At 70.7% G+C, this 12,787-nt stretch carries 14 protein-coding genes; 11 read left to right on the top strand and 3 right to left on the bottom strand.

Going from position 1 to position 12,787, the window contains the following annotated elements; translation table 11 throughout:
- The first annotated feature begins 10 nt into the window (after window positions 1-10).
- The 7 genes from DL991_RS12945 (at window position 11) to DL991_RS12915 (ending at window position 6,862) form a co-directional block, all read left to right on the top strand.
- Window positions 11-610, top strand: a complete 600-nt coding sequence (locus DL991_RS12945; protein WP_199746663.1) for an XRE family transcriptional regulator — start codon at window positions 11-13, stop codon at window positions 608-610.
- A gap of 78 nt (window positions 611-688) precedes the next feature.
- Complete coding sequence (locus DL991_RS12940) at window positions 689-1,861, top strand: FAD-binding oxidoreductase (protein ID WP_125784323.1); 1,173 nt, start codon at window positions 689-691, stop codon at window positions 1,859-1,861.
- A complete protein-coding gene (locus tag DL991_RS12935) occupies window positions 1,858-2,166 on the top strand; it encodes a (2Fe-2S)-binding protein (protein WP_125784320.1) in 309 nt (102 codons plus the stop codon). Before DL991_RS12940 ends, DL991_RS12935 begins: the two co-directional genes overlap by 4 nt.
- Window positions 2,163-3,524, top strand: a complete 1,362-nt coding sequence (locus DL991_RS12930; protein WP_125784318.1) for an NAD(P)/FAD-dependent oxidoreductase — start codon at window positions 2,163-2,165, stop codon at window positions 3,522-3,524. Before DL991_RS12935 ends, DL991_RS12930 begins: the two co-directional genes overlap by 4 nt.
- On the top strand, window positions 3,521-4,432 hold the full coding sequence (locus tag DL991_RS12925; RefSeq protein ID WP_125784316.1) for a dihydrodipicolinate synthase family protein: 912 nt from the start codon (window positions 3,521-3,523) through the stop codon (window positions 4,430-4,432). Before DL991_RS12930 ends, DL991_RS12925 begins: the two co-directional genes overlap by 4 nt.
- On the top strand, window positions 4,433-5,434 hold the full coding sequence (locus tag DL991_RS12920; protein ID WP_125784314.1) for a proline racemase family protein: 1,002 nt from the start codon (window positions 4,433-4,435) through the stop codon (window positions 5,432-5,434).
- Between the two features lie 57 nt (window positions 5,435-5,491).
- On the top strand, window positions 5,492-6,862 hold the full coding sequence (locus DL991_RS12915; protein WP_125784312.1) for an aldehyde dehydrogenase (NADP(+)): 1,371 nt from the start codon (window positions 5,492-5,494) through the stop codon (window positions 6,860-6,862).
- Between the two features lie 58 nt (window positions 6,863-6,920).
- On the opposite strand, the gene DL991_RS12910 is transcribed toward DL991_RS12915, so the two are convergent.
- Genes DL991_RS12910 through DL991_RS12900 form a run of 3 tightly spaced genes read right to left on the bottom strand, consistent with a single transcriptional unit; the run spans window position 6,921 to window position 9,960 of the window.
- Window positions 6,921-8,135, bottom strand: coding sequence for an amidohydrolase family protein (locus DL991_RS12910; RefSeq protein WP_125784310.1), 1,215 nt, complete (start codon window positions 8,133-8,135; stop codon window positions 6,921-6,923).
- Complete coding sequence (locus DL991_RS12905; RefSeq protein WP_125784308.1) at window positions 8,132-8,572, bottom strand: GAF domain-containing protein; 441 nt, start codon at window positions 8,570-8,572, stop codon at window positions 8,132-8,134. Before DL991_RS12905 ends, DL991_RS12910 begins: the two co-directional genes overlap by 4 nt.
- Window positions 8,569-9,960: an MFS transporter gene (locus DL991_RS12900; RefSeq protein WP_125784306.1), complete on the bottom strand. Its 1,392-nt coding sequence runs from the start codon at window positions 9,958-9,960 to the stop codon at window positions 8,569-8,571. The genes DL991_RS12905 and DL991_RS12900 overlap by 4 nt, the downstream gene beginning before the upstream one ends.
- Window positions 9,961-10,104: 144 nt before the next feature.
- Here DL991_RS12900 and DL991_RS12895 point away from each other — a divergent pair, with 144 nt between their 5' ends.
- From DL991_RS12895 to DL991_RS12885, 4 genes are all read left to right on the top strand, one after another.
- Window positions 10,105-11,031 carry a MurR/RpiR family transcriptional regulator gene (locus tag DL991_RS12895; RefSeq protein ID WP_125784304.1) on the top strand — a complete coding sequence of 309 codons (927 nt, stop codon included), beginning with the start codon at window positions 10,105-10,107 and terminating at the stop codon, window positions 11,029-11,031.
- A gap of 80 nt (window positions 11,032-11,111) precedes the next feature.
- Window positions 11,112-11,276, top strand: a complete 165-nt coding sequence (locus DL991_RS42620) for a hypothetical protein (RefSeq protein WP_158632667.1) — start codon at window positions 11,112-11,114, stop codon at window positions 11,274-11,276.
- 95 nt (window positions 11,277-11,371) lie between these two features.
- Complete coding sequence (locus DL991_RS12890) at window positions 11,372-11,665, top strand: hypothetical protein (RefSeq protein ID WP_125784302.1); 294 nt, start codon at window positions 11,372-11,374, stop codon at window positions 11,663-11,665.
- A complete protein-coding gene (locus tag DL991_RS12885; protein WP_125784300.1) occupies window positions 11,658-12,770 on the top strand; it encodes a VanZ family protein in 1,113 nt (370 codons plus the stop codon). The genes DL991_RS12890 and DL991_RS12885 overlap by 8 nt, the downstream gene beginning before the upstream one ends.
- Window positions 12,771-12,787: the final 17 nt, after the last annotated feature.

Raw genomic sequence — 12,787 nt, 5'->3', positions numbered from 1 at the left:
GGGAGAAGCGGTGGAGGACGGGACGCCCTCGATCCGGGACATGCTGGCGGTCAACCTGCGTGCGGCCAGGGCGGCGAGGGGTATCTCGCTGTCGGAGCTTTCGCGGCGTTCGGGCATCGGCAAGGCGACGCTGTCGCAACTGGAGTCCGGCGGCGGCAATCCGACCATCGAGACCGTGTTCAGCCTGTCCAGGGTGCTGGAGGTGGCGATCTCGGATCTGCTCGACCACCGGGCGGGCGGCGCACTCACCGTGGTGCGCGGCGCCGACGTCGAGGTGCTCAGCGGTGAGGGGGTGGATCTCCGGCCCCTGCGGCGGATCGAGACCGGAGACGGCGTCTTCGAGGTGTACGACCAGGTGGTGCGCGGGGACGCGCCGCAGCGTTCGCAGGGGCATGTCGGTATCGAGCACACCATCGTGCAGTCGGGTTCGCTGCTGGTCGAGGTGGCGGGCCGCGGCGTCGAGGTCGGGCCGGGGGACTACGTCGCCTTCGACGCCCGCGAGCCGCATTGCTATACCGCTTCGAAGGGACCGGTGCACTCGGTGCTGCTGCTGCAATATCGCGCCGACGAACGGCTCGACGGCAGGCCGCATCCGGTGCTGAAGGGCTGACCGCACCCGGGGTGTTGACACGTCTCCTGGCGGGAACCTACTCTCCGATCGTTCGCTTTACCGAACGATGGAGGGTCGATGAACCGAACGCGCGTGGTCGTGCTCGGCGCGGGCATCGTCGGCGCCGCGTGTGCCCGTGAGCTGAGCCAGGCGGGCTTCGACGTCGTGGTCGTGGACCGCGGCCGTCCCGCCGGGGGCACCACGTCGCACGGCGAGGGCAACATCCTCGTCTCGGACAAGGGACCCGGCGCCGAACTCGAACTCGCGAAGCTTTCGATCGCGCTGTGGCCCCGGCTGGTCGCCGAGATCGCCGACGAGGACGCCCGTGTCGCTTCGGAGATCGAGTACGACCCCAAGGGCGGCATCGTGGTCGCCACCACGGATGACGGCGCCCGCGCTCTCACCGCGTTCGCCGCGTCGCAACTCGGTGTCCGCGCGGAACCGTTGTCTCCCCAGGAACTCGCCGAAGCGGAACCCGCGCTGACCCGTGAGGTGACCGCCGCGTTCACCTACCCGGAAGACGCTCAGGTCCAGCCCGCGGGCGCGACGCTCGCGCTACTGGGCTCGGCACTGCGCCACGGCGCCCGGCTGCGGCCCGACACCGAGGTGCTGGGTGCGTCCGTCCACAACGGACGGATCACCGGCGTCCGCGTGCCCGGTGAGGTCATCGAGGCCGACATCGTCGTGAACGCCGCGGGCCCGTGGGCAGGCCAGGTCTCGGCGCGCCTCGGCGCCCCGATCGCGGTCCGCCCTCGCCGTGGTGAGGTGCTGGTGACCACCCCGATGCCCGGTGTCGTCCGGCACAAGGTCTACGACGCCGATTACGTCGGCGCGGTCGGTGCCGATTCGGGTGAGTTGCAGACCTCCGCCGTCGTCGAGTCGACCTGGGGTGGCACCGTGCTGATCGGTTCGTCACGCCGCCGGGTGGATTTCGACGACGCGATCCGCCCGGACGTGCTGAGCGCCATCGCGGTCAAGGCGCTGCGGCTGTTCCCGGCACTCGCCGACGTCGCCATCATGCGCGCGTACGGCGGTTTCCGGCCCTACGTGGACGACCATCTGCCGGTGCTCGGCGAGGATCCGCGGCTGGAGAACCTCTGGCACGCCACCGGGCACGAAGGCGCCGGTATCGGATTGAGCGTCGGTACCGCGCGGCTGCTGTGCGAACTGCTCACCGGGGCGGAACCGGCGATGCCGGTCGAAGAGTTCACTGTGGACCGTCCGGCCGTCCTGGCGGAGGTGGCCGCATGAGCGGATGGCTGCTGCCGCGTGATCGCGATCCGGTTGGCCGCACCGACCGCCCGATCCGGATCACCGTCGACGGCGAGACCTTGACCGGGATCGCCGGACAGAGCGTCGCGGGAATCCTGCTCGCCGCGGGCCGGACCTCTTGGCGGACCACGCGTTCCGGTGCGCCAAGAGGGGTCTTCTGCGGGATCGGCGCGTGCTTCGACTGCCTGCTCACCGTCAACGATGTGCCCGACGTCCGCGCGTGCCGCCGTCCGGCCGCCGACGGCGACGAAATCCGCACCCAGACCCGGGAGGAGACCACGTGAAGGTGGTGATCGTCGGCGCCGGGCCCGCCGGGCTCGCGGCGGCCGAGCACGCGCTGCGGGCCGGTGCCCGCGTCACGGTGCTGGACCAGGCGGACGCTCCCGGCGGCCAGTACCACCGGATGCTGCCCGACGCTTACGCGGCGCGGCGTCCGGAGCGGGTTCAGCACGGCCGGGCGGAGTTCGACCGCAGCCGCCGGGTGCTCGCGCATCCGCGGTGCCAGTGGCTGCCCGGGTCCACGGTCTGGGCGTTCGACCGGGCGGAGAAGCGGGTGCACGTCCTGCGGGGACAAGCCGACGGTGGTGGACGGCGGCGGCTGTCCCTCGTCCCGGACGCGCTGATCCTGGCGACCGGCGCGCACGACCGCACCCTGCCGTTCCCGGGCTGGGAACTGCCCGGCGTGTACACCGCGGGTGCGGCACAGGCGTTGGCGAAGGGTGAGCGGGTCGCGATCGGTGAGCGGGTCCTCGTCGCCGGGGCCGGGCCCTTCCTGTTGCCGGTCGCGGAATCGTTGCTGGGCGTCGGCGCCGAAGTGGTCGCGGTGCTGGAAGCGAACCCGTTCACGACCGTCCGAAAAGGATGGTCGTCCCGCCCGTGGCGCCTGGCCGCCCACGCCGGGAAAGCGGGCGAACTGGCGCGGTACGCCGCGACGTTGGCGCGTCATCGGGTCCCGTACCGGCCGGGCCGGGCCGTGATCGAGGCACGCGGGGCCGATCGCGTCCGCGAGGTCGTGACCGCGAAGGTCCGCGCGGACTGGTCGATCGTCCCCGGCACCGAGCGGACGTACGAGGTCGACGCGGTCTGCGTCGGACACGGCTTCACGCCGCAGCCTGAACTGGCCGTCGCCGCGGGCTGCGTCCTGGACGGCGGTTTCGTCCGGGTCGACGGCGCGCAACGGACCACTGTGGACGGTGTCTTCGCCGCGGGCGAGATCACCGGCATCGGCGGCGCGGTCACCGCGGCCGCCGAGGGTGCGGTGGCGGGATGCACCGCCGCCGGAGGTGAGCCGTCGCCGGGGTTGGTCCGCGCCCGCGACCGGGCCCGCACCTTCGCCGAACGCCTCGCCACGGCCCATCCGATCGGCACGGCCTGGCGAAGCTGGCTGCGCGAAGACACGATCGTCTGCCGTTGCGAGGAAACCACGTATGGCGAACTGACGCGTGCGGCGGGGGACGCGGCCTGTCCCGGACCGCACGCACTGAAACTCGGCACCCGGGCCGGCCTCGGCCCGTGCCAGGGCCGCATCTGCGGTCCGACCGTGTCCGAACTCTGCGGTGGCACCGAACGGCACCACCGCCCGATCGCCCAGCCGATCCGGCTGGGCGAGCTGGCCGCCCGAACCGAAGGAGAACCTGAATGAGCACCCCCGACCTCGGTGGCGTCGTCGTCGCGACCGCCCTCCCGTACCGGGCGGACGAGTCGGCGCCGGCCGGGCTGGCCGTGGACTACGACGCCTACGCCGCACACTGCCGGTGGCTGGTCGACAACGGCTGCCGGGGTGTCGGCCCGAACGGCTCCCTCGGCGAGTACTCCTCGCTGACCGACGAGGAGCGCCGTCGCGCCGCCCGCACCGCGATCGAAACCGTCGGCGACGACGGGATCGTCGTCGTCGGCGTGCACGGCCCCGGCTCGCATCAGGCCAAGCACTGGGCCGAGGTGGCGGCCGAGGACGGTGCCGACGGCCTGCTGTGCCTGCCGCCCACGATGTACCGCGCGAACCGCGGCGAGGTGCTCGCGCATTTCGAGGCGGTGGCGTCGGTCGGGCTGCCGGTGATGGTCTACAACAACCCCATCGACACCAAGGTCGACCTCACCCCCGCCCTGCTGGCCGAGATCGCGCAGATCGACAACGTGGTCGCGGTCAAGGAGTTCTCCGGTGACGTCCGGCGGGTGCTGGAGATCCGGGAGCAGGCACCGGGCCTGGACGTGATCAGCGGCGCCGACGACGTCGTGCTGGAAAGCCTGCTGATGGGCGCGACCGGCTGGTTCGCCGGGTTCCCCAACGTGTTCCCCGCCGAGTCGGTTCGGCTGTTCGACCTGGCGCGGTCCGGCAAACTCGAGGAGGCCAGGGCACTCTACGAACCGCTGGTGGCCGCGTTCCGCTGGGACTCGCGCACCGAGTTCGTCCAGGCGATCAAACTCGGAATGGACCTCGTCGGCCGCTACGGCGGTCCGTGCCGTCCGCCCCGGGGCGCGCTGACCGACGAGCACCGCGAGCAGGTCACCGCCGACATGCGCCGCGCGCTCGCCTCGCTGGGGGTGGCGTAGGTGCGATCGATCCGGTCGATCACCGCCGTCGACTCGCATACCGAGGGCATGCCGACCAGGGTGGTGACCGGCGGGATCGGTGTCATCCCCGGCGACACCATGGCCGAACGCCGCCGGTACTTCATGGACCACATGGACCATCTGCGGCAGTTCCTGATGAACGAGCCGCGCGGTCATTCGGCGATGAGCGGCGCGATCCTGCAGCCGCCGTCGAGGCCGGACGCGGACTGGGGCGTGGTGTACATCGAGGTGTCCGGCTGCCTGCCGATGTGCGGGCACGGCACGATCGGCGTGGCGACCGTGCTGGTGGAGACCGGCATGGTCGAGGTGACCGAACCGAAGACCGTGGTACGCCTGGACACCCCGGCCGGGCTCGTGCATGCCGAGGTCGAGGTCCGGGACGGCCGCGCCGTACGCGTCAAGCTCCGCAACGTCGCGTCGTTCCTCGCCGAACGTGACGCGGTCGTCGAGGTGCCGGGGCTCGGCGAGGTACGTTACGACCTGGCCTACGGCGGCAACTTCTACGCCATCCTCGAACTGTCCCAGGTGGACATCCCGTTCGACCGGGCGGAGAAGGACCGCATTCTGGCCGCGGGGCTGGACATCATGGCGGCGATCAACGAACAGCGTCCGCCGAAACATCCGGCGGACCCGCTGATCGGGGGCTGCAAACACGTCCAGTTCCTCGCTCCGGGGTCGGATGCCCGGGCTTCGCGGAACGCGATGGCGATCCATCCGGGCTGGTTCGACCGGTCGCCGTGCGGCACCGGCACCTCGGCCCGGATGGCGCAGCTCCACGCCCGCGGCGAACTGCCGCTGCACACGCCGTTCGAGAACAGCTCGTTCATCGGCACCACGTTCACCGGCGAACTGGTCGCCGAGACCACCGTCGGCGGTGTCCCCGCCGTGGTGCCGGAGTTCTCCGGGCGTGCGTGGATCACCGGCAACGCCACCTATCTGCTCGACCCGGACGACCCGTTCCCCGCCGGCTTCGTGCTCTGACGCGAGGCAGCACCCAGGCCGAGCCGCCGCGGCGGAGAACCCGGAGAGGAAGGAAGCATGAAGCACATCGAGAGGGCGGCGGAGATCGCCGGTGAGTGGGCCGCCACCGACCCGGAGACGCGCACCGCCGTGATCACGGGTGTCGCCGACGCGCTGGACGCGGCCGGCCCGTCCCTGATCGAGGTCGCCGACACCGAGACCCGGCTGGGGACGAAACGCCTGACCGGCGAGCTGGCCCGCACGACGTTCCAGCTGCGGCTGCTCGCGGCCGAGAGCGGCTCGGTCCACGACGTCCGGATCGACCGTGCCGATCCGTCGTGGCCGCCCGGCCCGCGGCCGGAGCTGCGCCGGTACCGCACCGCTGTCGGACCGGTCCTGGTGTTCGCCGCGAGCAACTTCCCGTTCGCGTTCAGCGTGGCGGGCGGGGACACCGCGTCGGCGTGGGTGGCCGGATGCCCGGTGGTGGTCAAGGCTCATCCCGGACACCCGGAGCTGTGCCGCCGGACGGCGTCGGTCGTCGTGGAGGCGCTCGGTCGATGGGGCGCGCTCCTTGGCCTTGTCGAAGGGGAAGCCGCCGGGGTGGAGGCGTTGCGCCATCCGGTGATCGCGGCCGCCGCGTTCACCGGGTCGGTGGCGGGTGGGCTCGCACTGGCGCGGATCGCGGCCGAGCGGCCGGTGCCGATCCCCTTCCACGGTGAGCTGGGCAGTGTCAATCCGGTGATCGTCCTGCCCGGCGCCGCGGCGACGCGGGCCGAGGAACTGGCGGCGGGTTACGCCGGTTCGCTGACGCTGGGCAACGGCCAGTTCTGCACGAATCCGGGTCTGGTGTTCGCGCCGTCCTCGGGGCCGTTCGTGGATCTCGTCGCCGAACGGCTGCGCGAGACTCCGGCCGCGCCGTTCCTGAACGACCGCATCGCGTCCGGATTCCACGCCGGCGCCGAGAGGCTGGCCGCGATCCCGGGAATGCGCGAGATCGTCCGGGGAACCGGGGCCCGGCTGCTGGAGATCGACCTGGCCGACTTCGCGCCCGATGCGGCCGAAGAGTGCTTCGGTCCGCTGGGTGTGGTCGTGCGGTACTCCCGGCTTTCCGACGTCCTGCCGGTTCTGGCGTCCTTGCCCGGTCAGCTCACGACGACCGTGCACGCCCTGCCCGAAGAGGCCTCCGAGATCGAGGCGCTGCGCCCGGTGCTGGCCGCCCGCAGCGGGCGGATCCTGTGGGGCGGCTGGCCGACCGGCGTCGCGGTGACCGCCGCGATGCAGCACGGCGGACCGTTCCCGGCGACGACGTCACCGTCGTCGACGTCCGTCGGGACGGCGGCCGTGGAACGCTTCCTGCGGCCGGTGTCCTATCAGGACTGGCCGTCGCATCTGCTGCCGGAACCGCTGCGGGACGACAACCCGTGGGACGTCCCGCAGCGCTTCTCCTGACCCGCAATTCGTCACCTACTTGCGACGGGAATGCAGCGCAAGTAGGTGACGAATCGCGTCAGGGGGAGACCACGGTCCCGCCCTGAACGATGTGCCGGAACTTCTCCGGCTCGGCGAGGACGCCGATGTCCTCCAGCGGATCCCGGTCCACGACCAGCAGATCCGCGTGCGCGCCGGGGGCCAGCGTGCCGATCTCGCCGGTCAGGTTCAGCAGATCCGCCGCGGTCGACGTCGCGGAGCGGATCACCTCCAGCGTGGACTGGACTTCGGCGCGCAACCGGAACTCGTGATTCTGGTGCCGGTGCATCCCGCCGAGCAGATCGCTGCCGTACACCAGTTTCACCCCGCCCCTGGCCGCCCGCTCGAGTGCGGCCATACCCGCGCCGAGGACCTCGTCGACCTTGCGCCAGCTGGATTCCGGCAGTCCGTGCTCGCGTCCTTCCTCCTTCAACGCCCAGTACGTGACCAGGGTCGGCACGAGGTACGCGTCGTGCCGGAGGAACAGTTCGACGCTGAGGTCGTCGATCAGGTTGCCGTGCTCGATCGACCGCACACCCAGTTCCAGCGCGCGGTTGACCGCGCGGGCGGTGTAGGCGTGCGCGGCGACGTACCGGTTGGCCGCCTCCGCCTCCTCGACGATCGCGCGCAGTTCCTCGGCGGAGTACTGCGTCGAGTCGATCCGGTCGGTGGGGGAGGCGACGCCGCCGGAAGCCATCACCTTGATGTGGTGCGCCCCCTTGCGCAGTTCGTCGCGCGTGGCCGCGCGGACCGCGTCGACCCCGTCGGCGACCCGGCCGAGACCGGCGCAGCACGGGTGGTCGTCGCTGGCGTTGGCGCCTCGGGTCCGGCTGTCACCGTGTCCGCCGGTCTGGCTCAGTGCGCGGCCGCAGAACAGCAGGCGCGGACCGCGGAACAGGCCCTCGGCCTGCGCGTCGGCGAGGCCGTAGTCGGCGCCGGAGGCGTCACGGACGGTGGTGAAGCCCCGGTCCAGCATCCGGCTCATCGTGCGGGCGCTGTGCGCGGCCACGTAGGACGGCGACGAGGCGGGCAGCGATCCCAGGTCCGCGGTCGAGGCGGTGACGTGCACGTGGGCGTCGACGAGACCGGGCAGCACGAACGCGCCACGCAGGTCCTCCGTCCGGGCGTCACCGGCGCTGAGACCCACGCCGATCTCGGCGATCCGGCCGTCGGCGCACCGGAGGTCGCCCTCGGTGTACTCGCCCTTGACCGGGTCGAGCAGGCGGGCGTTGCGGAGCAGCAGCGATCCGGTCATCGGGTCTCCTCCAGGAGTTCGCGCAGGGCCGGGGCCGCCAACGGTGCCAGGGAGCGGGCGACCGCGACGGAATCGTCGTCGTAGCTGCCTTCGGCGTCGAGGATGTTGAGGACGCCGAGGGTGCGGCCGTCGGCCACCACCGGAACGTTGATCACCGCGCCGCAGCCGAGCCGGTCGATGAGTTCGTGGTCGGCGAAGATCTCCCGCACCGCCGCGCTGTCCGGACCGAAATAGGGCTCCTGCCCGGTAATGCACCGCTCCAGCCAGCCCGCCGCCACCTCGACGGTCTTCTCGCCGCCCACCGGATACTCGTCCGGATGACTGCTGTGCACGCGCCGCAGCGCCCGCCGTTCGGGCACCCAGGCCAGCACGGTGAACAGCCGTACGCCGATCGAGGCCCGGGTCTTGTCCTCCACAGTGGACAGTGACACCGTCACTTCGTCATCTCCTTCGCGGTTTTCACGGGCGCGCCGTGTTCGGTCAGTTCTTCCAGGGAACGGCCGGCGGTGGACAGGCCGAACACGACCACGACCACCACCCCGGCCACCAGGACGGCGGTGGTCATGCCGAAGACGCCGGCGAACCCGAGGCTCGCCGCGGACAGGCCGATGATCGTCGGGGCCAGGATGCTGCCGACCCGGCCGAACGCGCTGGACAGTCCGGTCCCGCTGGCGCGGATCCAGGTCGGGAACACCTCTGGGGTGTAGGAGTACACGCCGGCGTAGGTGCCGTTGAGGAAGAACGACAGCACCGCCCCGGCCAAGGTGATCGACCACGGCGCGTCCATCTGGCTCAGCCAGAAGGCGCTCACCGCCGAACCCGCGAGGTACAACGCGATGGTGTGCTTGCGGTCGAGCCGTTCCGACAGCCACGCGGCGGAGAAGTACCCGGGGATCTGAGCCAGGTAGATGATGATGGAGAACTCGAAGCTCTTGGTCACCGTGATGCCCCGCTCGACGAGCAGCGTGGGGATCCAGGAGAAGAAGCCGTAGTAGGAGAACGTGATCACGAACCACACGGTCCAGATCACCGCGGTGCGCCGGGCCATCGCCGGGCTCCACAGGAACTTCAGCGCGCTGAGGAGATTGACCTTGGGGGTCTCCGTCGCGGGCTGGGTCTCGGTCTCCGGGACGGCCGGAAGTTCCTGTCCCGTCGCCTTTTCGACGTCCCGCTCCAGTTTCGCGACGATCTTCTCCGCCTCGGCGTGCCGCCCGTTCGCGACGAGGAACCTCGGCGATTCCGGCAGGGAACGGCGCCACCACAGCAGCATGACGATCGGCAGCGCGGTGATCAGCTGGGCGACCCGCCAGCCTTCCGGCACCGTCGGGACGACGAACCGGCCGATCAGCGCGGCCATGACGAACCCGAACGAGAAGAACCCGGCGAGCGCGCCGACGAACCAGCCACGTCGTTTGGCGGGCACGAATTCGGACAGGAACGGCGCGATGATCGCGCTTTCGGCGCCCGCGCCCGCCCCGGCCAGCACCCTGGCGCCCAGGAAGACCTCATAGTTGGGGGAGAAGGCGGCGACCACCGAGAATACCGCGTAGAAGGCCAGCGCGTACATCATGACCTTCTTGCGGCCGATGCGGTCGCCCAGCAGCCCGGCGGCGATCGCGCCGAAGAGGAAGCCGAACGGTGTCGCCGACCCGATCAGCCCGAGCTGCCCGTTGTCGAGGCCCCACACGGCTTTCGCGCTCGGAAGGAGGAAGGCGACCACGGCGGAGTCCATGCCGTCGAAGGTGTAACCGAGCCCGCCGATGAGCAGGAGCAGGTAGTGGGGACGGCTCAATGGGAGCCGGTCGAGTCGTGCCAGAAGCGTCATGGGGAACGCCTTCCGTGGTTCGGGCGACTAGGAGTCACGAGAGTGCGGACAACGTATACTGCGTTTCATCAAAACTGCAATGGTTGTTGCAAGTGGTTCGGCGGGCACGATGCGTTACCGTGACGCGGTCGAGGGAGGGCGTGCGTGAGAGAGACGGGAGCCGACGACGGTTTCGAGGCGTGGCTTCGGGATCGGACGCCGGAACGCGGGCTGCGGCCGAAGTCGGCCGCCGTGCTGGAAGTGCTGGTCTCGCAGCCGCGCCGGGCGTCGTTCGGCTCGACGGCCGAGCTCGCCCAGCTCGCCGGGGTCAACGTCGCCACCGTCACCCGCACGGCGCAGGCGCTGGGTTTCGCCGGCTGGCCGGCGCTGCAACAGGAATTGCGGGCGCGCTACATGTCGTCGCTGAGCGCGCCACAGGTCGCCGAGGAACATCGGGACGTCGACTCGCCGGGATCGGCGTCGCTGCGCCGCGACCTCGACAGCCTCGCTCTGCTCAACCGGCGGTTCGCCGAGGACGAGATCCGTAACGTCGCGCAGGCCGTCGCCGCCGCGCGCCGCACAGTCGTCATCGCCGACGGCAGTTACGCGGCGGTCGGGATCGCCTTCGCGCACAACGCCCGGCTCGCCGGCTACGACGTCCACGCGATCACCGCCGGCGACGCCGAACTCGCCAACGCCACGGCGAAACTCTCCTCCGAAGACGTCCTCATCGCGATCAGCTTCTGGCGGCTCTACGAGAGCACCGTGCTCGCCGCGAACGAGGCCAAGGCCAGGGGAGCTCGCGCTTTCGCCATCACCGACGCGGCCAGCCCCGCGCTGGCGGGTGCGGTCGAACAGGTGTTGATGGTGCCTGCCGAGGGCGTGACCTTCTTCCCGTCGCTGACCGCCGGGATGAGCCTGGTGCAGGCCATCGTCGCGCAGCTCGCCGCTGTCGATCCCGTCCGCACCGGGGAATCCATCGAGGCGGCCGAGGCCATGTGGTCGCGGTTCGACCTGCTGCACCGCCGTCCTGGATCGGCCGATCGGACAGTGCCGAAAAGGCCGACCGGTCGAGGCACATCCGCCGGATGACCGATCCGCCCGCCCCTGTCGGCGGGTGATCCTGGTTCCAGGCCGCCGGAACAGGCGGTACGGGGATCGAGGAGGCCGAAATGACGATCATCGCGACCATGGGCGCTTACGCCGGGCTCGCTCTTCTGGCACTGATGGCGGCGACCCCGCTGCTGGTCGAACTCGACCAGCGCTTCCCGGTCACCCGCCGGGCGAAGACGGCCGAACGGGAACGCCGCCTGCCCGCCGGGCTCGCATCGGCGTGACGCAGAGCACAGATTCGCCCGCCGACTACCTCACGTGAGTGATTCGCACTCGGCCAATTCGTGACTTTGCGTCGCGCTATGGAACGCTGAGTGACGTGACCGTGGATTTCTGCACCAACGCCCAACCCGCCGACGCCTTCGCGGAGTTCCGGAGGAACGTCGACGAACTGACCCAGACGTTCACCGACGCCTGCCGCCAGGGGCGCACACCGGGCGACGCCACCCTCGACCTGTTGCAGCGGGTGCACCGCGAAGACCGCAACTGGGTCGTCGTCCACCTGACGTTCGCCATCGCCGCGCTCGCGCATCAGCGAGCCCTCGCCGTCACCCGCCCAGGTGGCGTGACGGGTGCGCCGGAGCGTGCGTTGTTAACTTCCGCGAGTGACTGATCCGACCATCTCCGCGGTCATCGCGGTGTTCGCGGGTTTCGTGCTCGCGGGCCTCTTGGCCGTCCCGTACATCGCAGCGAGCTATCGGCGCCGCGGCGAACTCGGGCTATGGCGGGTCCTGCTGGTGTTCGGCTTCCTGGTCTACGCCATGTCCCTGTGGACGTACACGTTGCTCCCCATCCCGGAGACGACGACGGCGTGGTGCGCCGAACACGCGGCCGGTCATCTGCAACTACGCCCGTTCCAGTTCCTCGCCGACATCGGCCGCGAACAGACCGGGACGGGCATCCGGGCGTTCCTGCGCAATCCCGCCGTCCAGCAGGCGGTGTTCAACGTCGCCTTGTTCGTGCCGCTGGGCATGTTCGTGCGGCACCTGTTCCGGCGCGGTTTCCCGGCCACCGTCGCCATCGGGTTCGCGGTCTCGCTGTTCATCGAATGCGCCCAGCTGACCGGTGTCTGGTTCCTGTTCGAATGCCCGTACCGGCTCGCCGACGTCGACGATCTGCTGACCAACACCCTCGGCGCCGCCCTCGGCTTCGGGCTGGCCCCGTTGCTGCGGCTCCTGCCGGGGAACGAGCCGTCCGCACCTCCGGGCACGCCGCGGCCGGTCACGGCGCGCCGCCGTCTGCTCGGGATGGCGGTCGACGTCGTGTCGGTCGTCCTGCTCGGCACCACCGTCGCGATCCTCACGACCCTGCTGGTGGGCGAGCCGGACACGGTGGTCACGGCACTGATCGGCACCCTGCTGCCCGCGGTGCTCTTGTTGTTCGTCATCCCCCTCGCGGGTAACGGCGCCAGCTTCGGCCAGCGGGTCGTGTTGCTGCGCCCCGTCGGACCGGACGGCGGGAAGCCCGCCCTGTGGCGGATGGCGGGGCGGTTCCTCGCCGGTTCCGGCGGCTACTTCACGCTGCTCACCCTGGCTTCGGCGGTCAACAGCGGATTCGAGCCGCTCGCGAACCTGCTGTTCTTCGTCAGCGGCATTCTCGCGATCCGGCCTCAAGGCCACCAAGGACTCTCCGGACTGATCGCCGGGCTGCGGATGGCCGACGCGCGCGAACTCGACGACCAGGCCGAACCAAGCCTCGTGAGTGGTAAGGACGGTTAAAGCCAGGTCGTGGGGAT

Origin of the sequence: Amycolatopsis sp. WAC 01375 (genome assembly GCF_003947325.1) — a bacterium.
GTDB lineage: Bacteria > Actinomycetota > Actinomycetes > Mycobacteriales > Pseudonocardiaceae > Amycolatopsis.
Note: the sequence above shows the minus strand (reverse complement) of the source record. Positions and strands in the feature narration are given on the sequence as shown.

Excerpts from the sequence above, each read along its gene's own strand:
- DL991_RS12925 (WP_125784316.1), top strand. The coding sequence starts at position 3,521 with ATGAGCACCCCCGACCTCGGTGGCGTCGTCGTCGCGACCGCCCTCCCG.
- DL991_RS12915 (WP_125784312.1), top strand. The coding sequence starts at position 5,492 with ATGAAGCACATCGAGAGGGCGGCGGAGATCGCCGGTGAGTGGGCCGCC.
- DL991_RS42620 (WP_158632667.1), top strand. The coding sequence starts at position 11,112 with ATGACGATCATCGCGACCATGGGCGCTTACGCCGGGCTCGCTCTTCTG.
- DL991_RS12900 (WP_125784306.1), bottom strand. The coding sequence starts at position 9,960 with ATGACGCTTCTGGCACGACTCGACCGGCTCCCATTGAGCCGTCCCCAC.
- DL991_RS12935 (WP_125784320.1), top strand. The coding sequence starts at position 1,858 with ATGAGCGGATGGCTGCTGCCGCGTGATCGCGATCCGGTTGGCCGCACC.
- DL991_RS12910 (WP_125784310.1), bottom strand. The coding sequence starts at position 8,135 with ATGACCGGATCGCTGCTGCTCCGCAACGCCCGCCTGCTCGACCCGGTC.
- DL991_RS12940 (WP_125784323.1), top strand. The coding sequence starts at position 689 with ATGAACCGAACGCGCGTGGTCGTGCTCGGCGCGGGCATCGTCGGCGCC.